Here is a 23,859-nt window from a genome sequence, read left to right on the forward strand (position 1 = left end):
TCTTTTTATTCTTACTCATGGGCACCTCTTTTAAGTGTTGAAATTATAACAAGTTAAAAGAGATGACACAGTTATTTAAACACTACCTACTGGTTGCATACTTTTTCTTAACCTGCCCATGGTTTACGACAGTATTGACCTATATTACCCAAAACAATGGGTTCAAATTAACCAGCATGAAACTTGCCTAATTGTAATAAAGCAGAGAAAAAAGTTCTACCTCATTCCAAACATCTGTCACAGAATAATAGGTTTTTTATCTTTGAAACAACTAACAAATGGAACCCTTATCGCTTAAACTTGTTTTAGCCATTGATTTAAAGAACAATGATTGATAGTACACCCTGGTAAAAGTACAGGCTTATTGTTCAAAGTTACCTTGATTAAAAGCTCATCTGAATCTGATTGATAAACAGAAAAATTTAAATCAGAGGCGTAGGGCGGTGCGGAATCTAAAGGTACATGCAAGGCACTCATTACTCCAAGCAGGGTTACATCATGAGCAGACAACAAGACAAATTTTGTCTTAGCATTTTGATCCGCTACGCGTTGTAAATGCTCTTTAATTTCATTTAATGCCCCTTTACCCGCAATATCACCAACTTGTTGCGGCTTAAATAAGGTCGCTAAAATCCAGTTGCCCGCGGCAATAATGGTCTTTGCCTCTTCTCTGCTTAAGCCGTCAGGTAATGCAATATCATGAGCAAGATACGTATTTAAGGTATCACCAACACTAATAACATCAACCATATTGTCAATAGTAGCGCCGGTTAATTGGCTCCAGCGAGCATATTGTGGTGACCATTCTGCTGATTTTCGCTGCCAATCAGCACGTGTAAATACGTGGTTAGTGAGCAACTCAGAAAATTCATTGGTACGAAGATCAATTAACAATGCGTTATCTTGGGCTGCGGGTATCACATGAATGGGGATGGGTTGTATCTGGGCGGGTAAAGCTGGTGTCGCATCCGCTAATACAGGGCCAGTTCCCGGGGAATACAAACCTATAAGTAAGGATTGAGCGCTCATCATGGTACGATCTACTTCTGTTGAGCGTACATAAATTGTATTTGCTTGATAATTTGCAGGTAATAAATGATTATCAATTATGTAGCGTTGATGTAATTTTATCCCTAGCTGATACTCCTGTTGCATGCCTAAAGCTGTTAGTTGCCCGTCACCTTCACTCCAAGTATGGGGTGCATTAGGCAAAGTAACAAAAGGAGTTCGATCACCATGACGAATTAAATCTAAGGCAAAAACCAAGCGCTCATTTGCAGCGATTGCCCATACGGGAATACTTGCAGTCAAAAAAACAGCAATTAAAGAACGAATGAAAGCATGCATTGTAAAAACCTCTTTAAAAATTCAACTGCAAGTTTAATGAGATTCTCACTCAAGTAAAAGAAATTTATATTTAGTAAAGTTCAATTTAAGTGTACAGGCACTTTCAATAGCGACTAAAACTTAGCTATTCAAATACCAACGCTGTGTTTGGTTGTCAGGTCGGTCGATAGGAGGGGACTACTCCCCCCTCAACTCAATTACAGGGCGAAAAAGCATTCTCTTTTTGTGCAACGCTTGCCAGTAAAAGTTCAAATTTAATGCTATCTAAAGGTTCTCCTGAGGAGTCTTTTAAATATCCTGTCTCAGACATCAATAATTCCCCCCTTTCCAAGGCTTTCAATCCAATATCACTAAACAATTTTGGATAGAAAGAGGGATGGAGATTAACCAATTGACTCATGGATTTAATGTAGTTATGTTCAAATAGCTTTAAACCATTGGTCGATATGACGTGTTCCAGCGAGCTCTTATTGAAATAGATGATTGCAAACCAGCCTGAAATGTAGTTTTTCCTCATCATTTTTAAGCCAAGCGGTGACAAGAGTAGGTCGACTAGTGGTGCAAGTTTTGTATTGTCAGATAGTTTTGCGTCAATTTCTACGGCATTGGATGAATCTAGTTTTCCATTATTGACCAGCTCAATTAGTCTGGGGTTTTTTAGTCGGGAGCGAGCATACTCCGCACTAAAAAACAAATTACTCCCAATGGGTTTAAATTGACATAATTCTAATTTTTTGGCGGCTATCATCTCAGGAGGTAAATACATGATGCCATGCATGTAACATTGTAATGAATCAACTTCCGTTAATTTTTCACCGGAAATTTTAGCTTTGGCAATTCTCTCGGCAAAGTCATCATTCCATGCACTATAACTACCGTACTCCAACACTTCTTCAAAAGACAGTGATGTTAAACCTTTTTTCCGGCCCACTGCCTCCGCATCCTTTTTTAAGGTCTGATAAAAACAATCTTCCTCAATTTCACGTTTTATAAAGGGTGATTTCGCAACCTGATAGTCGGATATTTTTTTGTACAACCAGATGGCCCCGATCCCTTTTTTCCTTAATCCCATATGAAAATAGGCGGCTGGCGAATTAGCAATAGCGTCTAGCTCTAGCCGACCCTCTTTACCAGCTTGGATGCTTTTGTGAAAGGCATATTCAAATAATAGAGTACCCACATGTTTAAATGGAGCATCAGAATGAATCGAATAATTATCCATACGGTGAATATAAAGACAATTTTCCTGGATAGAATACTTCATATAACCAACCTGTTTATCATTTACAAAAACCTTCACCTCCGTGCGTGGGCCAAGTAAAGTTTCTCCTGAGTATTTATGAATCTTGTGATTAACTGGCTGGTTAGTCGCGGTTAGAATTTTAGTCGTTAAGCGCATTTTCATCCTCTCACTGTAATGGATGATTGAAATTGGGCGATATAATAACGGATTAAAACTAAATCACAATGCCTAAGGGTTAGGCTTAAGACGATGTAAAGAGAAGTAGTGATCAATGCTTGAATGTATGCGCGGTGAACATCCATAAAAATTTAGCCATCCTTAAAAAAGATGGCTAAGAGTTGGTAATCATTAACGACAAAAACGCTCTAGTCTATCCATGGCGTCACGTAAGATTTCCATGCTGGTAGCAAAGGAAAGACGGATGCAACCCTCACTACCAAAGGCTGAGCCAGGAACAAGGGCTAATCCCTCTTCTTGCAATAATTTATCGGCAAACTCAAGATCGTTTGCGAAACCACGTTTTTCAATAATTGCCTGAACGCTTGGAAAGCTATAAAACGTTCCATCGGCAGGGATGACATCAATGCCGGGAATATCATGTAGACGTTGCACGATGTAATCATGACGTTGCCGAAATGCCGCGACCATTTCTTTAACAGTTTCGTATCCGCCATTTAATGCAGCCACGGATGCTTTTTGCGCAATTGAGCAAGGATTAGAGGTGGATTGTGATTGAATGGTGGTCATCGCCGCCATTAGCGGAGCTGGACCTCCGGCATAACCTATTCGCCAGCCAGTCATGGAGTAGGCTTTGGATACGCCATTTAAAACAATAGTGCGTGGGTATAATGCGGGGCAAGCATTGAGGATGTTGGCAAAAGGTTGCGTCCAGAGGATATGTTCATACATGTCATCAGTGGCAATAAATATATGGGGGTGTTTAATTAAGACATCAGCTAATGCTTTGAGTTCTTCCAAGGAATAAGCAACACCCGACGGATTGGATGGACTATTTAAAATAAGCAATTTTGTTTTGGCAGTAATGGCTTTTTCCAACTGAGCCGCATTTATCTTGAAGCGCTCAGCTGGTGTTGTTGGGATAATGACAGGTTTACCGCCGGCTAATAAAACGATATCAGGATAAGATACCCAATAAGGCGCAGGAATAATCACCTCATCACCTTCATTGATTAACGCTTGGCATAGGTTATAGACGCTTTGTTTACCGCCCACGGATACCAGGATTTGATTGGGCTGATAGTCCAAACCATTATCACGTTTGAATTTATTGATGATGGCTTGCTTTAACTCAGGAATGCCATCAACCGCAGTGTATTTTGTAAAACCAGCTTCAATGGCTGCCACAGCAGCATTTTTAATGTACTGTGGGGTGTCAAAGTCGGGCTCGCCTGTGCCTAAACTAATGATATTCAGGCCTTCGGCTCGCATTTTTGCCGCCTTGGCTGCAACTGCAAGGGTGGGGGATGGTTTTACTGATTGCACGCGTTCTGCCAATGCGATATCCATCGTTAAACTCCTATGGTATATTTCTGACCAAACGATTTGCAACCCTCACAAATTCGGATTGATCGGTTATAGTTTATATTATGAAAAATGTATTCAAAATTTACGCAAATTACCAGCCTGCTGGTGATCAACCAACAGCAATTGCTTCACTAATCGATGGCGTCGAGTCCGGATTAGCGCGGCAAATTCTTTTAGGTGTCACAGGCTCTGGGAAAACCTATACGATTGCTCATGTTATTCAGGCAATGAAGCGGCCCACACTTATCATGGCGCCGAATAAAACATTAGCAGCGCAACTTTATGGTGAGTTCAAAACGTTCTTTCCTGATAATGCTGTGGAATATTTCGTGTCTTACTATGATTATTACCAGCCTGAAGCCTATGTACCTGCCTCAGATACCTTCATAGAAAAAGACGCTTCAATTAATGAACACATTGAGCAAATGCGTCTATCAGCTACCAAAGCATTAATTGAGCGTAAGGACGCCATTATTGTTGCGACGGTTTCAGCCATTTACGGGTTAGGTGATCCCGACTCCTATTTGCGTATGTTATTACATCTTTCTAGAGGAGAACAATGCGATCAGCGGAAAATTTTAAAGCGACTTGCGGAAATGCAGTACATTCGCAGCCAACAGTCATTAGAAAGAGGTCAATTTCGCGTTCATGGCGATGTGATTGATATCTTTCCTGCTGATTCTGAAAAGGAAGCTATTCGCATTGAACTTTTTGACGACGAGGTAGAAAACATCGCCCGTTTTGACCCTTTGACAGGTGAAATTTTGCAACGTTTACCGCGAGTCACTATTTTCCCTAAAACACACTATGTAACACCACGCGAACGCATCCTACAAACCATTGATTGGGTAAAAGAAGAGTTGCAAGAGCGTTTAGAGGAATTTAACAAGCAAAATAAGTTACTGGAAGCGCAGCGTTTGCAACAACGAACTTGCTTCGATATCGAAATGATGTTGGAGCTGGGGTATTGTTCGGGCATTGAAAATTATTCGCGCTATTTATCGGGTCGCAATGCCGGTGAGCCACCGCCGACTTTATTTGATTATTTACCTCCAGACGCCTTATTGGTTATCGATGAGTCTCACGTGACAGTCCCACAAATTGGTGGCATGTATCGTGGGGATAGGGCGCGTAAAGAAACTTTGGTCGAGTATGGCTTTCGGCTACCCTCAGCACTTGATAATCGTCCTCTGCGTTTTGAAGAGTTTGAAGGTCGTGCTCCGCAAACTATTTATGTATCGGCAACCCCTGGCCCTTATGAGCGCGAGCATACTGATAATATTGCTGAACAAGTTGTGCGCCCTACAGGTTTGGTTGATCCCCAAGTTCTTGTACGTCCAGTAAAAAATCAGATCGACGATTTGCTATCGGAAATCCATCAAGTGGTGGCGCAAAGAGAACGGGTCTTGGTGACAACATTAACAAAACGGATGGCAGAAGATTTAACTGATTACTTGCATGAACATGGTATTCGAGTTCGTTATCTTCATGCGGATATTGACACGGTTGAGCGTGTGGAAATTATTCGTGACTTGCGTTTGGGTGAGTTTGATGTGTTGGTTGGTATAAACCTTTTACGCGAAGGATTGGATATGCCTGAGGTGGCTTTGGTTGCCATTCTTGATGCAGATAAGGAGGGCTTTTTGCGTTCTGATCGCTCGTTAATTCAGACAATTGGTCGTGCTGCGCGTAATGTGAATGGACGAGCCATCCTCTATGCCGATCGTGTAACTGGTTCTATGCAGCGTGCTCTTGATGAGACAGAGCGTCGTCGCAACAAACAAATGGAATTTAATCAAAAACACGGAATTACTCCTCAGGGCATTCGTAAATCCGTAGAAGATATTATGGAAGGTGCTTACAGCACAAAACGCAAAACACAGGTGCAAGAGCGCAAAGCCTTTTATCTTCCCCTTTCACCCGAGGATTTGGCGAAGGAAATTAAGGCCTTGGAAAAACAAATGCATGTGCATGCTAAAAATATGGAGTTTGAACAAGCAGCAAAAGTTCGCGATCATTTATTGGCTTTGAAAGAGCAGTTAAAAACTGCTTAGTCAAGTTTAATATAAAAAATATTTTGCACTCACGGAAATTACTGCTAAGTTAGAGTGTCTTGATTTATTCTAAAACTTTTATATCAAAAGTTGATCGATAAGTAGAGAAATTTTCAGGGAGTATGAAATGAAAGTTAAAGAATTAACAGAAGCAATTAATGAACTAGATGATGCTATTGAGACCAATGATAGTCTCTGTGTTCAAGACCTACGCAACTTAGTCAAAGAGCTTGATCCTGAATCTGTGGTTGTTATGCACACGCTGCAGGGAGTTGCTCGTATCTTAAACGAATTTTGGGCGACCGTTTATCAATCTATGGAGGATACATTCTTAACGACACCTTGGATTAATTTTCAAAACAACTTAAAGAAGTTGGGATTTGAAAATGTAGATCATCCACAGCAATATCAGCTATTAGCAGCAGAGTTTGCTACCAGCAATAATGGTGTTGAGTTAGTGAAGTTGATGCCATTGTTGACTCGTATCGCTCGTCTTTTAGGTTATGCAGAACAAAAAAGTCTTAATGAGTACCCCTTTGGTAAATTAAGCAAGGAAATTGTTGATAGGAAGAGTATCGCTCATGAACAAAAAAAATATAGAACACTCGTAACCATGCTTGGTACTCTTTTTATTGTGCTGCACTCTCACTGCACTGCCGAGCAACTTAAATTACTACCCAGGTTATGTGACGTTCGCTTTATGACAACCGATGAGGAACGACGTTCAGAAAAAGCTATTTTGGGTTGTTTAATCGAATGGGTTTTATTGTCTAGGAGTTTTTTTGATGGCCATGAGGAATATATCGATGCTCGAGAACTGAAGCTTACTCAAGAAATTAAGGACTTAGAGCCTTTATTACCTAATAAGAGAAATCTTTTTGTTCAAAATTTACTCGCCACTCCTTGGGAAAAGATTTTAGTTAAACAAATGGAGAATGACACCCAAGAGGTAATGGCGCAAAGGCTTCTTGATGATTTCAGCGCTTTGGCCGATCATTCTCATGAGGCGGCTGCTATTCTTTCTTCAGCTATTAAAAGACAGATAGCTACTCTACCGAAAGAGCAAGTAACTTATATCCACACTGTGTTATATAATTTTTCTTTAAATGCTTATAGCAACGATCGCGATAAAAAATTGTATCCTTCCGGCTTCTTTACATTTTCAAAGGATACCAAGTGTAGTGCTGCAACAAAAAAAGCAAAGTCTTTGATGGGCCAAGAGAGTAGTTTAGGTTTATTTGAATTTTTTGCATTAAAACAAGGTCGCCTAGGAAGACTAGTTGAGACTTTTGAAGAAGAAAACAGTGTCTTGATGAATTAAAAGAAAGAGCCCGACAGTCTAAGATTTTGAACCCTGGGGTTCAAGTGGGGGGCAGATGAGGCGGTTCAGGCTTCCCACTCAGGGTGGGCTTGCTCAACACCGGCTACAGGACGCTCCCCTGGATGCGAGTATTGGTTCATAAATCACTCGCTGTCGGGTTAATTGCATTATAACATCAAGCGTTAGAAGAACACTAGTTACCTGTAGGATTTACAGTTTTTTTTCATTCTTGGAAGATTGAAGCAATAATTAACAATGTTATTGGTTGATTTGTAATCACCCAATAACATTAATTTTTAAACTGGAAGAATACTTATTTAGCTTTATTATTGCCGTAATCTTTCATTATTGTTTGCGCGTGTTTAGTTGCTTGGTCACTTTTTTCTTTGACTTCTTTTGAAATAGACAATAAGTGCTCTTCGAAGATAGCAAAGGTTTGTTGCATGTAATCCAATGCTTTATGGCCATTTTCCACAAAAATTTTCATCTGTTTGTCTAATAAGTCTTCTGGTTTTCGTATCTGTGATAATTCTTCTGGCTTTAAATAGCTGATATTTTGCAGAGCACGCGTATTAAGCTCCATCATTTCTTGGATTGGCTTTTGCATGCGACCCATGATGGAAGACCAGTTGGATAAGTAATTTGGTTGCATAATAAATCTCCCTTTTATGTTGCGCCGCACAATAACAATAAGCTCCTCTTTCAATCTTGTCAAGGTACAACGTAGAACCAACCTGGTTCTAGATTTAAGTATAGTAAAATAAAAAATTGGGGGTAAGAAAATATTGCTTCACAAGCTCTTCATCCTTGCTTAGTCCTTTCTACAGTTCCTGATGAGTGCGTCTATATGTTTTGCTGAATTAATGATACAAAGCAATACCAATAAAAGTCATAAGCTTGTAATACTAATACAGGCCTGGAAATTCCAAAGGAATTTGTATGCAACGGAAATACAGGACCTATCAGCGCCCAGAAAGACGTTTATATAGAGAGCACAAATATGTCACTTCTGTGATGAATGAATTGGATAATAAAATTGCAAAAACGGACTTTCGCGATATCAACCAGATAAAGGAAATCGCTAATGGGTTAAGTAATGTAATCAATCTGCTGACTTTTCACGCAAAACATGAAGATGAAAAAATTCATACATTATTAAAAAAGCATAATAGCTATGTTGTTGAGGAAATTGAATCGGGGCACCAAAAGCATGAAGCTATTTTTGATCACCTTAAAGAGAAACTTGCATTAATTAGTAAAGCAGAATCGGAGAGGGAAAAAGTTGATGAAGGATATCTTTTCTACTTGAGTTATAGGAGGTTTATTGCTGAGAATTTAGAGCATATATATAAAGAAGAAACGTTATTAATGCCAGAGCTGGCTCGCTTATGCACAAAAGAGGAGCTTGAGTCGATTGATTATCCTGTTTATCAATCGATGACCTCTGAACAAATGGTTGGTATGTTAAAAACATTATTTACTGTATTAAATTTCGATGATAAAAAATATTTTATTACCGATTTAGTGGATGCGGTACCTGATAAGGTTGTAGAAAGTTGGAGCAGCATAGCGGCGCTTTTAACTGCTTCTGAAATTGCTGATATGGCAAATAGAATTGTACTCATCAAGCAGTTGGCAGAAAAGCAATTAGGCTATTGTCATGGGAGTTAGACACGGACGCGGTGATTATAAGTTTAGCTATTTATCTATTTTAGGCTACCATTTTAATGGTAGACGCCATTTTTACGACAAAGGGAGTTTGAACATGAAAAACATGAATAAAGTGGTTAGTGCTGCGATCCGAGGGGCATTGGCAATTGCTGCGGTGAGCGCTACTGCTATCCCTGCTACCGCTGTTGCTGCTCCAGACTTGGAAAAATGCTATGGAGTCGCTGCTGCCGGTAAGAACGATTGCCAAACTTCAACCCATTCTTGTGCGGGTACTGCAACAAAAGATAGACAGAAAGATGCATTTATTCTAGTGCCTAAGGGGGTTTGCTCTAAAATAGCGGGTGGCAGTACAACCATGGGACAATCGTAAAGAATATTGCCGTGTCCCTCTTTTCACACCAAGGAAGTCCAATCCCGGCAGAGGCCGGGATTGGACTTCGTGCCGAACATTATCAAGAAATTATAACCACACAACCGCCTATTGGTTGGTTGGAGGTACATAGCGAAAATTATTTCGGCGAAGGAGGATTGCCCGGATACTATTTAAAGCGGATTCGCGACAATTATTCTTTAAGCCTCCATGGCGTCGGACTTTCCTTAGGCTCAACCGATAATTTAAATGTAGAGCATTTGGGAAAGTTAAAAAAATTAATTACTGAGTTTGAACCAGGCCTTGTATCAGAACATCTCTGTTGGTCCTCTATAGGCGGCCATTACCTGAATGATCTATTGCCAATTCCCTACACTGAGGAAGCATTGCGGCTCATGATAGAACATATAAATCAAGCACAAGAGTTCCTAAATCATCAACTTTTGATTGAAAATATTTCCACCTATATACAATTTACTCATTCCACCATTCCCGAATACGAATTTATGGGCGAATTGGTGAAGCATACTGGCTGTGGGATTCTGCTTGATATCAACAATCTCTATGTGAATAGTGTCAATCATGGCTGGGATGCCGGCGATTATTTGGCAAAGATTGCTCCTCAATCCGTATTGGAAATTCACCTTGCAGGATTTGTACAGAATGAATTTGAAGGGGGGACTATATTAATAGATAGTCATAATCAGCGAGTGGCAGTGGCTGTCTGGAAGCTTTATCAGCAGGCTGTGGAGTGCATCGGGCAGAGGCCAACATTAATTGAGTGGGATAAAGATATTCCCGCGCTAGCTATACTTTTAGATGAAGCACAGAAAGCGAATGAAATTTTGGGGGTCAGGGATGTTATTCTCACTCAATAAATTGCAGTCCTGTTTTAAAGATGCAATCTTGGATGAGGATACAAGTGACATTTATGCTCTCATCGATGAAAATCGCTTAAGTGCTCAGTGTCGATTACAAATTTATCAGAACAATTTTAATGAACTTGTTAAAGAAACGCTTAAAGGCATCTACCCTACTGTACATTCTTTAGTAGGGGCAGACTTTTTTGGTAGTGTTACTCAACATTACAGCAAAAATTACCCTTCTCACTCAGGGGATTTAGCCCAATTCGGAAAGCAATTTCCAAACTTTTTAGCAGATTTTATACCAACGAAAGGGTTAATTTATTTACCAGAGGTTGCCCGTTTGGATTGGGCGTATCATGAAGTATTTCATGCAGCTGAACCCCCTGTGTTTGCGATAGAAAAATTACAAGCAATCCCGGAAGAACAATACGGCAGAATTAAATTTGCTTTGCACCCAGCGAGTCGTATATTGATGTGTCAATTCCCAATCTTAAAAATCTGGGAAATTTGTCAGAATGAAAATAATGAGGAATCCGTTAATTTGGATATTGGCGGTGACGATATCCTAGTAATAAGAAGACAATTAAAAATTGAATTTGAAAAATTAAGCAAAGGCGAAGCAACGCTATTAACAGCTTTAGGCAAAGGTCTTACTTTTACGCAAGCATGTGTCTTAGCCTTGGAAGTTGAGCCAGAATATAACATTAATAGTCACTTACAGCATTGTCTATTTAGCGGGATCATCGTAAATTTTACCTTATAAAGGGAGTTATTAATGAAAAAATTAATTCATTTTTTTGAAAAGAGCATAGAGGCGGTGAATTTTTTATCCCCTCTTGTTGATTTCGGTATTCGTTTATACGTTGGAATGGTATTTTGGCGTTCGGGCATGGTAAAAATTGCCAATATGGATTCCACAATTTGGCTTTTTGCCAATGAATATCATGTACCTATTTTATCGCCTGAGTTTGCAGCTTATTTGAGCACATGGACAGAATTAATTTTTTCAGCCCTATTAATCGTTGGATTTTTTGGAAGATTTAGTGCCTTGGTCTTATTTGTCGTAAACTTAATTGCCATGTTTTCTTATCCTGACTTGCGGGACGCTGGTGTCGAATGGCATGTTGTTTGGGGGCTATTGCTTTTGGTTACGGTGCTTCATGGGCCAGGAAAAATATCGATTGATCACTTTGTGTGGAAACAAATTAAGAAAAGATTCCCATAATAGGCCGTCAGATTAGAGGCTTGTGAGCAAAGAAATACATCCCCGCCAATGCGGGGATGACGTAAATTCTTTAGTCGGTTTGTGGGTCTTGATTAAGATTACCGTGTACCACCTGATGAATTTTATTTTCCAAAGAGCTAATAAATTGCGTAACCTGAAGACGCTGTTGCTCTTGTTGTCTCTGGCAAGCGATGAGTTCATGGCTTACATTCAGTGCTGCAAGTAATAACGTTTGGAATTCATCGAGCTGCTTGAATTTCTTTTTATTGTGTAATAATTGCTCATTTAACTTTTCAGCTGCCTGCTGGAGATTTTCCATCTCACTGTCAGGACATTTAATCTCATAAGTTTTATTCATTAATTTAATTGAGCACGATTTTGAAATAGTCATTTTTCCTAGCCTATGCTGTGTGACAGTGCTTCTTGAATGGTAACAATTTTGGCTTGCTCGGGCAAATCAGTTATCATTAATTATTTGTTACAATGAGTTGATTATGCCTATCGAAACTACTGCTTTACATCTTCCAGCGTATCAAACGTTTATGGATACGATTGCCGTTCTAGCTTTGCCAATTTCTGGAAGTGAATTGCATGGAGTGATGTGTGGCTATCTTTGCGCCGGTGTGCCTACGGAGGGAGAAGCTTATTTACGAGCTTTAATGGTAAAAAATAAAAAAGATGATGTAACCCGTGCCGCAGCATTGGCGATGTTTGATGTTTTCTCAATTAGTCAGCAACAGCTGGCGAATTTTGATTTTGAATTCCAACTTCTGTTACCTGATGAACAAGAATCGTTAGTCGTTCGGGCGCAGGCTTTCAGCGAGTGGTGCGAGGGTTTTACGCAGGGCATGACCATGGCTGGAGTAAGCTATGAACAATTACAGGAAGAGGAAGCGCAAGAAGCACTGCAACACATTCTTGAATTTGCCCAATTGGATTATGAAACCTTAGAAGTTGATGAAGAGGACGAAAAAGCACTAGTTGAAGTAAGTGAATATGCGCGAATGGCTGTTCTTAGGATCTATGGCGATTTATTGGACGATACTAAGCGCGGTAACTCTTCGCAAACAGCACATTAACAGGCGCTGCATCCAGAGAAGAGGGGCAATCAGCTATAACTGGGAAGGATATGAAATGATTACAAAGCAAGAGTATCAATCTAGACGGCGGCAGTTGGCATCTAAATTACCTCAAGGAGCCATCGCTGTTATTCCAGCTGCCCAGGAAGTGCTACGTAATGGTGATGCTCATTATCGGTTTCGTCAGGATAGTGATTTTTACTACCTAACTGGTTTTAATGAACCTGATGCATTGTTAGTTATTGTGGCGGGTGACAAGGATGAAAGCTATTTATTCAACCGTCCTCGCAATCCTTCTCAAGAACAGTGGACCGGGAAACGTTTAGGCCAAGAGCAGGCTTGCAATGTTTTAGGTGTCAGTGGCGCCTATTCCATTGAGGAGTTAGATGCGCAGTTGCCTGAAATGTTAAAAGGTAAGACACTAATTTATTATGCAATTGGACGTTATCCTTTTTATGAGAAGCGAATTTTGCAAGCATTGCAAACCATTAAAGGGCAAATAAGGCGTGGAATCAAAGCTCCAGAAGGCTTGTATGATCTGGAATCTATTCTTAGTGAGCAGCGTTTATTTAAAAGTGAAGCAGAGATTGCTTTAATGCGTAAAGCGGCAGAGATTTCTGTCGCTGCACATGAACGAGCCATGAAATTTTGCCGCCAAGCTGAAAACGAATATGAGTTAGAGGCCGAGCTTCTTCACCAGTTTGTACAAGGGGGCTGTCGTAGCGTTGCCTATGAATCTATTGTTGGCAGTGGTGTCAACACTTGTATTTTACATTATACAGACAACAATCAAGCCTTACGCGATGGTGATCTAATTTTAATCGATGCGGGTGGGGAATATCAGAATTATGCTGCGGATATTACGAGAACTTTTCCTGTGAATGGATATTTTTCACAGGAGCAAAGGGCTATTTATGAGTTGGTTCTCAAAGCACAAAAAGCAGGAATTGCGACGATTAAGCCAGGGGTAGCTTGGAATGAAATTCAGCAAGTGATCGTTCGTATATTGACCGAGGGGTTATGTGAACTTGGTTTGTTAGTAGGTGATGTTAATACGCTTATTGAAAAAGAAGCCTACAAGCCTTTTTATATGCATAATTCTGGGCATTGGCTTGGTCTTGATGTCCATGATGCTGGGCGCTACAAGATTAATGGCGAATGGCGCTTACTTGAGCCGGGAATGGTTCTAACTGTGGAGCCTGGCTTATATATTACTCCAGAAATAGGAGGAGTGGATAAGCGTTGGTGGAATATAGGGGTTCGCATAGAGGATGATATTTTAGTCACCAAAGAAGGGCATGAAAATCTCACCGGTGCGTTACCCGTAGAAATAGCAGAAATTGAGGCGTTGATGCGTGGCTGATAAACAGGTAGATATACTTATTGTGGGAGGCGGTCTTACTGGTGCAGCATTAATGCTTGCTCTAGCAGACAAAGGTTATACGTCCTTGCTAATTGATGCTAACAAGCTCAGTGATAAAAGTCATGCTGATTTTGATGCACGCAGCTTGGCCTTATCGCCTGCAAGTGTGCGGATTTTAGAAATGCTTAATCTGTGGCCCTTACTACAGTGTGATGCTACTGCGATTAATACTATTCATGTTTCGGATCAACATCGTTTCGGTACTACCCGTTTATCAGGACAATCTGATAAACCATTAGGGTATGTGGTTGAAATGCAATACATTAATCAAGCGCTTCAACACCTATTGCCTTCTCATAATGTTTTAGCACCAGCCCAATTACAATTGTTGGATCCACAAAAAGGGTTGGCAAAGGTTAGCACCTCAAGCGGCGAACTTAACATCCAGGCCCGTTTAATTGTGGCGGCAGATGGCACTGACTCTGCGGTACGTCGTTTACTAAATCTTTCTGCCATACAAAAGGATTATGGGCAACAAGCGATTGTTGCTAATATTGGTTTGGCTCGCTCACATCGTCATTGTGCCTATGAGCGTTTTACCGCTTCAGGTCCATTGGCGCTGTTACCGATGACGGATAATCGTGCCTCTTTAGTCTGGGCCCTCAAACCTGAAGAAGCCAAACATTTGTTTAATGTGAGTGAAAAAGAATTTTTAAATGCCTTGCAACGAGCGTTTGGCTATCGTTTGGGGCGTCTGGTGCGTGTAGGAAAACGTGCTATTTTTCCGTTACGCCAAGTAGTTATGACTACGCAGACGGCATGGCCTGTTGTTTTTGTAGGCAACGCTGCTCACACATTGCATCCGGTTGCAGGCCAAGGTTTCAATTTAGGATTACGGGATGTTGCTACTTTGGCGCAGTGCATCGTTCAAAAAGGACTTAATCAAACCATGTTACAGCAATATGAAGAAATGCGCAGACATGATCAACGCAGTATGGTCAGTTTAACTGATGGCCTGGTTAAAATTTTCACTAGTCGATTACCAGGTTTCTCTTTGGTGCGCAATGTAGGGCTTGTTGCAGTGGATAATTTGCCTTTACTAAAAAACAGTTTGGCTTATTATGCTCGGGGCTTTGCAGGGGTTACACCTGATTTGGTGTGTGGCATTGCGCTAGATTCCAAGGAAGTAACATGAAAAAGACATTTGATATTTTAATTGTGGGTGGTGGGGTTGTTGGTTTGACAGCAGCCTTAGCCATGGCTCAACGCGACTTTAGGGTGGCTGTTATTGATGCAACTTCCTTGACGGTGGGGACAACAGAATTTGATCCTCGAGTCTATGCCATCAATCTTGCCTCCCAGGATTTACTTACGCAACTGGGAATGTGGCAAGCGCTGGATAAAAGGCGCCTATCTCCTTATAAACAAATGCATGTTTGGGATGCTGCAAACAAAGCGGTCATCGATTTTGACGCCCGATTGGTTATCGCAAAAGAGCTTGGTCATATTGTAGAAGAGTCAATTCTCAAAGATGCACTGTTAAAAAAAATCAGAGAACAATCTGCAATAACCCTTTTCCCTTTGAACAAGATAACAATCATTGAGCAAGAAAAAGAAACCATTACGATAGCCAATGAAACAAAGAAATGGAAAGGAAGATTGCTTATGATTGCCGATGGGGCTAACTCCCCCTGTCGGCAATTACTGCATGTATCTCTTGCCAGCTGGTCTTATCATCAGGAGGCCATTGTTGCTCTAGTAAACACAGAAAAATCGCATGAACAAACAGCCTATCAAGTGTTTAATAAAGATGGCCCATTGGCTTTTTTACCCCTTATCGAAGAGCGACTTTGTTCCATCGTTTGGTCAACGACACCCGCCCGTGCAAAGCGATTAATGGCACTTTCAGAGGAAGATTTCAATCAAGAGTTAACAACAGCCTTTGCAGAAAAATTAGGTAAGGTTAGGTTAAGTGGTAAGCGCTATTGCTTTCCTTTAACCATGCGCCATGTTAAGCAATATACAGGCAAAAACTGGCTATTACTGGGCGATGCTGCGCACACTATTCATCCTTTAGCAGGTTTAGGCCTTAATGTGGGGTTAGCCGATATAAACAGTTGGTTAGATTGTCTGGACAAGACAGACAATCATTTAAATAAAAGGGCTTTCGATGCCTATCAACGACAGAGAAAAGCTGCGGTATGGCAAATTATTGCCTTAATGGAGGGATTAAAGACTTTATTTGCTAATCCTTTAATGCCGATAGTAACTCTTCGCGGATTTGGTATACAACTTTGCAATCGGTTTGTACCCTTAAAGAAATTATTTATAAGGCATGCTGCGGGCAAAACGATAGAGACTTAATCGCAGAAAGCGAATAGATAAATTTTGTTAAAAAAGATATAACCATTTGTTGTCAAGATTTTCGTGTTAATTTAACCAGGATGTAACAATGAGCAAAATGAAATTGCAAATAGCTGCCCTGTGCTTTTTTTCGTCGTCTGTTTTAGCAGGTACTATGGGTTTGGAAGAGAACACGATATGGCCCTTGGTGTTTACCTTAAGTGGGGGCCCCGCTTGGATTACCGGTCAAAATGATCAAACAATCACAGTGGAACCTGATGTTGTCAAGACTTACACTGCAGATAGTGATGATGAAACTGTAGGGATCGCAGAATTATTTATTGGCTGGAATACGGCTTCCAGTTCTAGCATTCAGGGACAATTGGGTTTGGCTGTCGTTGGCACCTCACAAGCAACCTTAAATGGTAGTATTTGGGAAGATGCGGACCCTAATTTTGATAATTATTATTACAGTTATAAAGTGCGACATTTTCATGTTGCGGCCAAAGCAAAGTTGCTAGGCAATTTGGGTTATAGTTTCATGCCTTATCTTAGTGGCAGTTTGGGTTATGGTTATAATCGCGCTACAAATTTCTCCATTACGCCTAAAATCTTTCAAGAAGTACCTGCGCCTGCATTTACTGATGCCAATACTTCCTCCTTTACCTACACTGCAGGTGCCGGAATAGAGTGGGCATTTTCTTCCAATTGGCGAGTGGGAATAGGCTATGAATTTGCTGATTGGGGAAAAGTTGAATTCGGGTTAGCCCCAGGTCAAATTCCTGGCTCCAGTTACGGGCTTAATCATCTTTACAGCCAGCAATTTCAGTTAAGTTTAAGTTATTTTTCTTAGGATAAATTTTATGCAAAGGATTCTCACTCATTTGATATTAACTGTCGCCTTGCTGTTTTTGACAGTTGCAGGGCAAGCGGGCTCACAGCCAAAGTTTCTTGTTGAAGTAAAGGATAGGGCCCCAGAGGAGTTAGTCAACAATGGAATTGGATTCGCGCGATACAAAATAACCAACAGCACAGGAACACAGAGGCGGCTAACAATGGTGCCTATCTCTGGCGTTCAGGTAATGTCGAGTGGGTGTTCGTCAGTGTTTACTTTGGACCCTGGACATTCTTGCTATTTATATCTGCGGCTAATTGGCAGGGCTATGGGGGCTGGCGTGCATACGGGGCCTGTTATCTGTAAGACAAAAGGCGACACGAATGTGCCCGATCGATTTTTATGCTCACAGGCACCCGAAGGCGAGTTACTCAATGTAACGATTATTCCAACCCCCCGAGCCATCATTTCAGTAAGCCCAACCACAGTCACGTTTACTAAAAATGGAACGGCTTCGATAACAATAACAAACAGTGCATCATCAGCCAGGTCAGCCGAGAATGTTATGGCTCATATTCCCTCTAACAGCCCTGTTCGAGTGCGAAGTACCACCTGTCGTGCAAGTTTAGCGCCCGGAGCCCGTTGTCAAATTACTTTTACCTCTGCAGCGGCTACTAGTACTACCGTTATAATTCAGGGTACCAATACCAACGCTGTTAACGTAGCAGTATTGGTTATGGAATCGTTCATTAGTCTCTCATCAACCTCACTTACGTTTATGGTTAACGACTCAGGTACTGTTAGGGTGACTAATACCTCAAATGCGGCAGCGGAAAGAGTGGCTGCCCGTATTCCTGCCACAAGCTCTCTATCGGTAGTCAGTTCAACTTGTCCTGCCAGGTTGGCGCCAAGAGCAACTTGCACCATTGAGTTTACAGGGACTGCGCCAGAAACTACGCAAGTAACGATTCGAGGAACAAATACTAATACCGCAGTACTTTCCATTACCGTTGCTCCCCAACCAGTATTGACAGTTTCTCCGTTAAGAGCTGTGATTACTGCCGATGGGTCAAGTACTCAAACTTTGGTGACGGTCACTAATACCTCAACACGATTTACTGCAAGACAAGTTTCAGCAGACTTACCTCCTGACTGGGGGGCTTTCGTGGTTCAGGACAGTTCTGATTGTGTGACAATCGCCCCGGGTGCTTCCTGTACCCTAGCTTTTAGCTCGGCATTTCGGGTCTTTAACGCAGAAATAGGTATCCCTGTGAGTGGTGATAATACTGCCACCACTACCTTCGGTATCGCATTCTTTACCGATGGAGGATTGGTTTATGATGTGGATAGCGATGGTAATATCTGGATTGTGACTGCAAATGATATTTCTTTTAATGTTTGGGCAAATAGTACTGTTGCTACGGGCGCTACCGACTCTGCGGACGGCGATGGTAATACGAGTCTAATTGTTGCTACGCCGGGGATAACCGCAGGTGCTGCAGTAGACTGCGATGGCTTAGTCTTAAACGGCTTTAGTGATTGGTATTTACCTGCTATTGATCAATTAACCGCTATCTATACTAATTTGCATCTACTAGATTTTGGCAGCTTTTCGGCGACTGGTTACTGGAGCTCTACGGAAAATAGTGGTGTTACTAGCACGGCTGCTGCTTTAAATTTTGCAAATGGAGTACAAAACCCCTCTACCCCCAAAGGAACTTCTCTGGAAGTTCGCTGCGCACGTCTAACCGGAACATCTTAATATTTTTTCAGGTAGCATCATTTAGCAATGGGATGCTACCTAATGTTTACCTAGGTTTATTTCTGATAAACTCAGCAAAGCTCTTCTGTCTTGAGTGAATATGTGGTTTAATTTTAAACATGAACGTTTACAAGGTTTAGGGTTTGCTGTCACCTCGAATGAATTGGCGAGTTAAACTGCTGCTCGCTGCTCTTTTAAGCACGCCATGGGTGTTTGCTGCAACTTCTGAGCCTAGCAAGACAGAATCGGCAACTTCCCCCTATGCTTTAGTAGGTAATCCGAGTGACGAAGCTTCAAAAGTGGCTGAGGCGCAAGTGCGTTTGCAACAAGCAATTACAAACCCTGAATATATGCTTGATCATTGGGTGGATTTGCCTAATGCCCCTGATTCGCGGCATAAAAAACCACAACATTTGACGCTGCGCGAAGCCATTCTCTTAGCCCTACGCTATAACCCTAATATTCAAAATGCAGAGCTAGATCGTATTATTCAACGATATCAATTACGTCTTGCACATAATGAATTTGAATTACAGTATGCTCTGGCAGGTTCTGCAGTAGCAGAGAGAACCCGCTTTAGTAACATAGGCAGTACGAACAATAATAGTGCTTTAGCAACCCCGGAATTTAATTTAAAAACAAAATTAGGGGGCCAAGTCTCATTAAATTTAGACAATAATGTGTCCAATTATAATAGCTACACGCCAGTGCTTAATTTTTCATTCACACAACCTTTGCTACGTGGTTTCGGTAAAGATGCCAATGAATCAGGTCTTTTAAATGCTATTGATAATGAGTGGCTCAATAAACTTAATTTGCAGCAGTCAGTCAGTGACCAGGTGACTCAAGTCATCATGGCTTATCGCGCATTAATCCTAAGCGGCAATAATCTGGAAAATCAGCGGTTGCAATTAAAGGAAGCGCGTAAAACTTATGAGATGAATGAAAAGAAAATTGAAGCAGGCCAATTAGAGCCGACAGGAAATATTCAACAATCTTATCAAATTGAATCGTTAAGTTTAATGGTAGAGCAAGCTGAAAATGATTTTAATACGGCGGCCCAAGACTTGTTACAAACGATTGGCCTTGATCCCAGAATGCGGTTGTCAGTTCCTAGCGATGTCGCATTAGATGAGATCATTATTCCTGATTTAAAGGAGTCTATTGATATCGCATTGAATCATAATATACAGTTTTTAGCGCAAAAAATGCTGTTAAGAGCCGATGAGAGAGCTTATAAAGTGGCAAAAAATCAACAACTCTGGCAGCTTGATGTGGGGGCGAATGTTCAAACTGGTCGTGTGAGTGATGTGGATGGTAACAATGGTATACGAAATATTTATAATGGTCAGAATGTAACGGAGTCAGCACGGGTAACGCTAACTATCCCCATCAATGACATCAGTCGACGCAGCCAGTTGATCAATGCCAAAGTAGCGCTAGAAAAAGATAGACTAAATTTAATTGCGGCAAAACGGGCTTTAGAAACCAATATTACCAATATTATTAACAACATTAAAAGCTTGGCTAAACGTTATCAATTAGCACAAAAGCAAGTTAAATTGGCAGCACAATCCTATGCTTTGGAAAAGAAAAAATTAGCCGCAGGTATTGCGACGGCTTTAGATGTGAATAATACGCAAAACCAATTGATCCAAGCACAAGCAGGTTTAATCAGCGCAAAAATAGCTTATTTGAATCAGCTATCGGCTCTTCAGCGTCTTTTAGGTACAACTCTTGATCATTGGCAAATTCAACTTAGGTATGGCAAATGAAAAATAAATTTACTTTTCTATGCAGTCTGGCATTAGCAAGTCTTCTTGTTGCTTGTGGTCATGAAGAAGTACAGAAAAAAGAAAAACAAACTTATGTAGTGAAACCGGAACCTGTACATAAAACGCTATTTTTTACGGGTACGATTTCGCCTTTACATGAAAGTGCCATTACCAGTCCCATGGATGCCGTGGTTGAAACCATGCATTACCACTACGGCCAATTGGTAAAGAAAGGCGATATTGTGATGACTTTGAATTCGAATGAATTACAAAGGCAATACAACGAGACGCTTACCGATTATTTAAAGTCAAAGGATAATTACACCATTGCCAAAGCTAAATTTACAGGAACTCAAGAGCTTTGGGACGCAGGTTTATTATCCAAAAATAATTATCTTAGCGAAAAATCCAGTTTAGCAACGGCACAAATGACATTGATGCAAGCGACCCGTAAGCTTACGGAAATGCTAGAAAAAATGGATGATGGTTCAACGCAAAATTTATCTTCATTAAGCATTGCTGAATTTGATAAAGTCAGGCAAGCATTGACGACGAATCATCACCTAATTCGTCTTAAAGCACCTGCCACGGGAGTGTTGCTCTACCCACCCAAATCAAGTGATGACAAATCTGGCAAACTCAATGTTGGTGCTGCTGTGAAATCAAATCAAGTCATTGCTCTTGTTGGCGATTTGACTGGAGTTAGTGTAGAAATTGATATCCCGGAGGTAGATATAGATAAAGTTCATACGGGAATGCGAGCCGTGGTTACTGGTGTTGCCCTTGGCAAGCAAGAGCTTCAAGGTGAAGTAGTGGCCGTTAATGCACAGGCTTCTAATGCAGGTGGCGGGGCATTGCCTTCGTTTAGTGCTATTGTTGAAGTTAAAAATTTAACTGAAGCTCAACGAGCCTGGATCAAAGTCGGGATGAGTGCTTCTATTGCTATTAATATTGACTCACAAAATCAGTTGCTGGTGCCTATTGCTGCGGTCAAGCAGGACAAAGGCAATAGCGTAGTTGCTGTACAGGCGAGTAATGGCTCTATCAATACGAGGATTGTCTCGACCGGCGCGGCTCTTGCAGATAAAGTCATCATCGCTTCAGGTTTAAAACCGGGAGAAGTGGTTGCTTATGACTGACAAGTCATTGATTAATTTGAGTAACATTGCCAAAACCTATCAAATTGGTGGTCTTACGTCTAAGGTTTTAAAAGAGGTATCCCTTTGTGTCAGCGAAGGAGAGCTTCTTGCTATTGTTGGCGCTTCGGGTTCGGGTAAATCGACTCTAATGAATATCATTGGCTTACTGGATAAACCCGATAGCGGTGATTATTTCTTAAAAGGACGCAATATTGCTGGACTTAGCGAAGACGAATTAGCTCAGTTGCGTAACCAAAGTATTGGTTTTGTGTTTCAACAATTTAACCTTTTACCGCGTTTTAGCGCCGAACAAAATGTCGCTTTACCACTGACTTATCGCAATATGGCGCCTACTGAGATTAAAGAGCGGGTAATGTTCGCCTTAGGACGTGTAGGCATGGCTGCTTTTGCCAAACATCGGCCCACACAGTTATCGGGTGGTCAACAACAACGCGTTGCTATTGCTCGTGCTTTGGTGGGTGAGCCACGAGTTATCTTGGCGGATGAACCAACAGGAGCCCTTGATTCGCGCACGGGTTCGGAAGTGATGAATTTATTTCTTAGCCTGCATCGTGAGGGTTGTACTATTATCATGGTCACTCATGATGAACAGGTTGCCTTGCAATGTGCTCGACGCATCACCTTAGCAGATGGTGAAATTATTGCGGAGAGTTGTTCATGACACTGTTTCATCATTTCCAACAAGCCTTAGTGAACTTAACAGCCTCCAAGTTGCGCTCGTTATTAGCAGTTTTAGGAATACTTGTTGGTACTGCGGCAGTAGTTGCTTTGATTAGCTGTGGGCAGTTAGCAACGGAAAAAGCATTAGAAGAATTTAAGGCGTTGGGCACTGATTTATTGGCCGTTTCGGTTTTTCAACAAGTTCCAGGCAAAACCAGCAGCGGTGAAGATCAATTGCCTCTTGAGGTATGGCGAAAAATTCCTGACAGAATTCCTGCCGTGAAACAAATTGCGCCCTATGCAACTGCTTACCAGCCAATGAGTTTTGCTGGGAAGAATTTACAAGGTGCAGTCATTGGTGCTGATGAGTCGTTAGCAGATATCATTAATATCAAACTTCAGCGCGGGCATTTTGTTTCTTTTGTTGAGTCATTTGAACATTTTTGTGTAATTGGTAACGGTCTTGCTCAGCAATTACAAGAGATTAGCCTTGATGATCCTATTGGTAAACAATTACGCATAGGTCAGGCTTTATATACCATTATTGGTATCGCTCAGCCATGGAAAGAAAATGGGTTTTTTAATGAAGATATTAATCGGGCAGCCATCATTCCTATTGCTGGGGTTCGTTTGGTTAGCAAGGACAGTAAAATTAATAATGCCGTTTTGCAATTACAACAAGACAGTCCTATTGATGACATTATCGAACAAATAAAGCAAATCGTGCATGCTCAGGCTCCCAAATTAAGCGTATTTTCACGCAGTGCCAAACAAATTATTGCTAGCATGGAAAGTCAGGGACGTATCTTTACATTGCTCCTCGCAGTCATCGGTAGTATTTCTTTGCTAGTGGGAGGCATAGGCATCATGAATGTCATGCTTGTTTCTGTCAGCGAGCGGAAAAAAGAAATTGGTATTCGTAAAGCCGTGGGGGCTAAGAATAGTGAAATTCAAACTCTTTTTTTGGTTGAGTCGGTGTTACTTTCATGTTTAGGTGGGGTATTGGGTGTCTTACTGGGCTTAATTTTTACCTGGATAGTCGCTTATTTTAGCCGCTGGCCTTTTATGCTGCTATGGATGCCGCCACTCGCAGGTTTTGCTGTCTCAGTTGCTACTGGCATCTTTTTTGGGTTTTATCCGGCAAAGCGGGCGGCTAAATTGGAGCCTATGATTTCTTTACGCAGCGAATAATGTTCGTTTTCTATAAAATCTTAAAACAATAAACATAACAAAAAGACCT

22 protein-coding genes and 1 other RNA gene are annotated in these 23,859 nt (G+C 41.1%); 17 read left to right on the forward strand and 6 right to left on the reverse strand.

The annotated features are described in order from the left end of the window. Positions 1–294 precede the first annotated feature (294 nt). From Lbru_RS00370 to Lbru_RS00380, 3 genes are all read right to left on the reverse strand, one after another. Positions 295–1,347 (reverse strand): histidine phosphatase family protein, encoded by a 1,053-nt coding sequence (locus Lbru_RS00370; RefSeq protein ID WP_058440199.1) that lies wholly within the window; start codon positions 1,345–1,347, stop codon positions 295–297. Positions 1,348–1,540: 193 nt separating this feature from the next. Then, positions 1,541–2,746 carry a hypothetical protein gene (locus Lbru_RS00375; protein WP_058440200.1) on the reverse strand — a complete coding sequence of 402 codons (1,206 nt, stop codon included), beginning with the start codon at positions 2,744–2,746 and terminating at the stop codon, positions 1,541–1,543. A gap of 192 nt (positions 2,747–2,938) precedes the next feature. Then, positions 2,939–4,117, reverse strand: a complete 1,179-nt coding sequence (locus Lbru_RS00380) for a pyridoxal phosphate-dependent aminotransferase (protein WP_058440201.1) — start codon at positions 4,115–4,117, stop codon at positions 2,939–2,941. A gap of 80 nt (positions 4,118–4,197) precedes the next feature. Here Lbru_RS00380 and uvrB point away from each other — a divergent pair, with 80 nt between their 5' ends. After that, positions 4,198–6,189: an excinuclease ABC subunit UvrB gene (uvrB, locus tag Lbru_RS00385; RefSeq protein WP_058440202.1), complete on the forward strand. Its 1,992-nt coding sequence runs from the start codon at positions 4,198–4,200 to the stop codon at positions 6,187–6,189. 127 nt (positions 6,190–6,316) lie between these two features. Further along, positions 6,317–7,510 carry a hypothetical protein gene (locus tag Lbru_RS00390; protein WP_058440203.1) on the forward strand — a complete coding sequence of 398 codons (1,194 nt, stop codon included), beginning with the start codon at positions 6,317–6,319 and terminating at the stop codon, positions 7,508–7,510. Positions 7,511–7,513: 3 nt separating this feature from the next. Here Lbru_RS00390 and ssrS read toward each other — a convergent pair. Together ssrS and Lbru_RS00395 are read right to left on the reverse strand one after the other, a co-directional pair. Continuing rightward, positions 7,514–7,673: non-coding RNA, 6S RNA (ssrS, locus tag Lbru_RS16545), on the reverse strand. Between the two features lie 150 nt (positions 7,674–7,823). Continuing rightward, positions 7,824–8,162, reverse strand: coding sequence for a hypothetical protein (locus Lbru_RS00395; protein WP_058440204.1), 339 nt, complete (start codon positions 8,160–8,162; stop codon positions 7,824–7,826). Between the two features lie 287 nt (positions 8,163–8,449). Between Lbru_RS00395 and Lbru_RS00400 the strand changes: the two genes are divergently transcribed. The 5 genes from Lbru_RS00400 to Lbru_RS00420 all read left to right on the forward strand — a co-directional run bounded on the left by Lbru_RS00400 (position 8,450) and on the right by Lbru_RS00420 (position 11,642). After that, positions 8,450–9,181, forward strand: a complete 732-nt coding sequence (locus Lbru_RS00400; RefSeq protein WP_058440205.1) for a hemerythrin domain-containing protein — start codon at positions 8,450–8,452, stop codon at positions 9,179–9,181. 94 nt (positions 9,182–9,275) lie between these two features. Then, positions 9,276–9,551: a BufA1 family periplasmic bufferin-type metallophore gene (locus Lbru_RS00405; RefSeq protein WP_058440428.1), complete on the forward strand. Its 276-nt coding sequence runs from the start codon at positions 9,276–9,278 to the stop codon at positions 9,549–9,551. 11 nt (positions 9,552–9,562) lie between these two features. Then, the gene (gene bufB / locus Lbru_RS00410; protein ID WP_058440206.1) at positions 9,563–10,429 is read left to right on the forward strand and encodes an MNIO family bufferin maturase; all 867 of its coding nucleotides are present in this window, start codon (positions 9,563–9,565) and stop codon (positions 10,427–10,429) included. Continuing rightward, entirely contained in the window at positions 10,410–11,180 is a 771-nt protein-coding gene (locus Lbru_RS00415; protein WP_058440207.1) for an HvfC/BufC N-terminal domain-containing protein, read from the forward strand. The genes bufB and Lbru_RS00415 overlap by 20 nt, the downstream gene beginning before the upstream one ends. A 12-nt stretch (positions 11,181–11,192) precedes the next feature. Continuing rightward, on the forward strand, positions 11,193–11,642 hold the full coding sequence (locus Lbru_RS00420; protein ID WP_058440208.1) for a DoxX family protein: 450 nt from the start codon (positions 11,193–11,195) through the stop codon (positions 11,640–11,642). A 70-nt stretch (positions 11,643–11,712) separates the two neighbouring features. Here Lbru_RS00420 and Lbru_RS00425 read toward each other — a convergent pair whose 3' ends face one another. Beyond that, the gene (locus tag Lbru_RS00425) at positions 11,713–12,033 is read right to left on the reverse strand and encodes a cell division protein ZapA (RefSeq protein WP_058440209.1); all 321 of its coding nucleotides are present in this window, start codon (positions 12,031–12,033) and stop codon (positions 11,713–11,715) included. Between the two features lie 103 nt (positions 12,034–12,136). Here Lbru_RS00425 and Lbru_RS00430 point away from each other — a divergent pair, with 103 nt between their 5' ends. The 10 genes from Lbru_RS00430 (at position 12,137) to Lbru_RS00475 (ending at position 23,810) form a co-directional block, all read left to right on the forward strand. After that, complete coding sequence (locus tag Lbru_RS00430) at positions 12,137–12,721, forward strand: UPF0149 family protein (protein WP_058440210.1); 585 nt, start codon at positions 12,137–12,139, stop codon at positions 12,719–12,721. 55 nt (positions 12,722–12,776) lie between these two features. Continuing rightward, positions 12,777–14,084, forward strand: coding sequence for a Xaa-Pro aminopeptidase (pepP, locus tag Lbru_RS00435; protein ID WP_058440211.1), 1,308 nt, complete (start codon positions 12,777–12,779; stop codon positions 14,082–14,084). Then, a complete protein-coding gene (ubiH, locus tag Lbru_RS00440; RefSeq protein WP_058440212.1) occupies positions 14,077–15,279 on the forward strand; it encodes a 2-octaprenyl-6-methoxyphenyl hydroxylase in 1,203 nt (400 codons plus the stop codon). The genes pepP and ubiH overlap by 8 nt, the downstream gene beginning before the upstream one ends. Continuing rightward, positions 15,276–16,448 carry an FAD-dependent oxidoreductase gene (locus Lbru_RS00445; RefSeq protein WP_058440213.1) on the forward strand — a complete coding sequence of 391 codons (1,173 nt, stop codon included), beginning with the start codon at positions 15,276–15,278 and terminating at the stop codon, positions 16,446–16,448. Before ubiH ends, Lbru_RS00445 begins: the two co-directional genes overlap by 4 nt. An 88-nt stretch (positions 16,449–16,536) precedes the next feature. After that, positions 16,537–17,280, forward strand: a complete 744-nt coding sequence (locus tag Lbru_RS00450) for an outer membrane protein (RefSeq protein ID WP_058440214.1) — start codon at positions 16,537–16,539, stop codon at positions 17,278–17,280. A gap of 10 nt (positions 17,281–17,290) precedes the next feature. Beyond that, on the forward strand, positions 17,291–19,024 hold the full coding sequence (locus tag Lbru_RS00455; protein WP_058440215.1) for an Lcl C-terminal domain-containing protein: 1,734 nt from the start codon (positions 17,291–17,293) through the stop codon (positions 19,022–19,024). Positions 19,025–19,182: 158 nt separating this feature from the next. Further along, the gene (locus tag Lbru_RS00460) at positions 19,183–20,799 is read left to right on the forward strand and encodes a TolC family protein (protein ID WP_058440216.1); all 1,617 of its coding nucleotides are present in this window, start codon (positions 19,183–19,185) and stop codon (positions 20,797–20,799) included. After that, positions 20,796–21,938: an efflux RND transporter periplasmic adaptor subunit gene (locus tag Lbru_RS00465; RefSeq protein WP_058440217.1), complete on the forward strand. Its 1,143-nt coding sequence runs from the start codon at positions 20,796–20,798 to the stop codon at positions 21,936–21,938. The genes Lbru_RS00460 and Lbru_RS00465 overlap by 4 nt, the downstream gene beginning before the upstream one ends. Next, the gene (locus Lbru_RS00470; RefSeq protein WP_058440218.1) at positions 21,931–22,620 is read left to right on the forward strand and encodes an ABC transporter ATP-binding protein; all 690 of its coding nucleotides are present in this window, start codon (positions 21,931–21,933) and stop codon (positions 22,618–22,620) included. Before Lbru_RS00465 ends, Lbru_RS00470 begins: the two co-directional genes overlap by 8 nt. Then, positions 22,617–23,810 (forward strand): ABC transporter permease, encoded by a 1,194-nt coding sequence (locus tag Lbru_RS00475; RefSeq protein ID WP_058440219.1) that lies wholly within the window; start codon positions 22,617–22,619, stop codon positions 23,808–23,810. Before Lbru_RS00470 ends, Lbru_RS00475 begins: the two co-directional genes overlap by 4 nt. Positions 23,811–23,859: the final 49 nt, after the last annotated feature.

It is taken from the genome of Legionella brunensis, from assembly GCF_001467025.1.
In the GTDB taxonomy this organism is placed as follows: Bacteria; Pseudomonadota; Gammaproteobacteria; order Legionellales; family Legionellaceae; genus Tatlockia; species Tatlockia brunensis.

Bases quoted from the DNA above. Each gene is read 5' to 3' on its own strand.
- uvrB (WP_058440202.1), top strand. From the start codon at position 4,198: ATGAAAAATGTATTCAAAATTTACGCAAATTACCAGCCTGCTGGTGAT.
- Lbru_RS00465 (WP_058440217.1), top strand. From the start codon at position 20,796: ATGAAAAATAAATTTACTTTTCTATGCAGTCTGGCATTAGCAAGTCTT.
- Lbru_RS00470 (WP_058440218.1), top strand. From the start codon at position 21,931: ATGACTGACAAGTCATTGATTAATTTGAGTAACATTGCCAAAACCTAT.
- Lbru_RS00405 (WP_058440428.1), top strand. From the start codon at position 9,276: ATGAAAAACATGAATAAAGTGGTTAGTGCTGCGATCCGAGGGGCATTG.
- Lbru_RS00370 (WP_058440199.1), bottom strand. From the start codon at position 1,347: ATGCATGCTTTCATTCGTTCTTTAATTGCTGTTTTTTTGACTGCAAGT.
- Lbru_RS00390 (WP_058440203.1), top strand. From the start codon at position 6,317: ATGAAAGTTAAAGAATTAACAGAAGCAATTAATGAACTAGATGATGCT.
- Lbru_RS00395 (WP_058440204.1), bottom strand. From the start codon at position 8,162: ATGCAACCAAATTACTTATCCAACTGGTCTTCCATCATGGGTCGCATG.
- Lbru_RS00420 (WP_058440208.1), top strand. From the start codon at position 11,193: ATGAAAAAATTAATTCATTTTTTTGAAAAGAGCATAGAGGCGGTGAAT.
- Lbru_RS00455 (WP_058440215.1), top strand. From the start codon at position 17,291: ATGCAAAGGATTCTCACTCATTTGATATTAACTGTCGCCTTGCTGTTT.
- Lbru_RS00400 (WP_058440205.1), top strand. From the start codon at position 8,450: ATGCAACGGAAATACAGGACCTATCAGCGCCCAGAAAGACGTTTATAT.
- Lbru_RS00430 (WP_058440210.1), top strand. From the start codon at position 12,137: ATGCCTATCGAAACTACTGCTTTACATCTTCCAGCGTATCAAACGTTT.
- Lbru_RS00475 (WP_058440219.1), top strand. From the start codon at position 22,617: ATGACACTGTTTCATCATTTCCAACAAGCCTTAGTGAACTTAACAGCC.
- Lbru_RS00445 (WP_058440213.1), top strand. From the start codon at position 15,276: ATGAAAAAGACATTTGATATTTTAATTGTGGGTGGTGGGGTTGTTGGT.
- Lbru_RS00460 (WP_058440216.1), top strand. From the start codon at position 19,183: ATGAATTGGCGAGTTAAACTGCTGCTCGCTGCTCTTTTAAGCACGCCA.
- Lbru_RS00380 (WP_058440201.1), bottom strand. From the start codon at position 4,117: ATGGATATCGCATTGGCAGAACGCGTGCAATCAGTAAAACCATCCCCC.
- Lbru_RS00415 (WP_058440207.1), top strand. From the start codon at position 10,410: ATGTTATTCTCACTCAATAAATTGCAGTCCTGTTTTAAAGATGCAATC.
- Lbru_RS00425 (WP_058440209.1), bottom strand. From the start codon at position 12,033: ATGACTATTTCAAAATCGTGCTCAATTAAATTAATGAATAAAACTTAT.
- pepP (WP_058440211.1), top strand. From the start codon at position 12,777: ATGATTACAAAGCAAGAGTATCAATCTAGACGGCGGCAGTTGGCATCT.
- Lbru_RS00375 (WP_058440200.1), bottom strand. From the start codon at position 2,746: ATGCGCTTAACGACTAAAATTCTAACCGCGACTAACCAGCCAGTTAAT.
- Lbru_RS00450 (WP_058440214.1), top strand. From the start codon at position 16,537: ATGAGCAAAATGAAATTGCAAATAGCTGCCCTGTGCTTTTTTTCGTCG.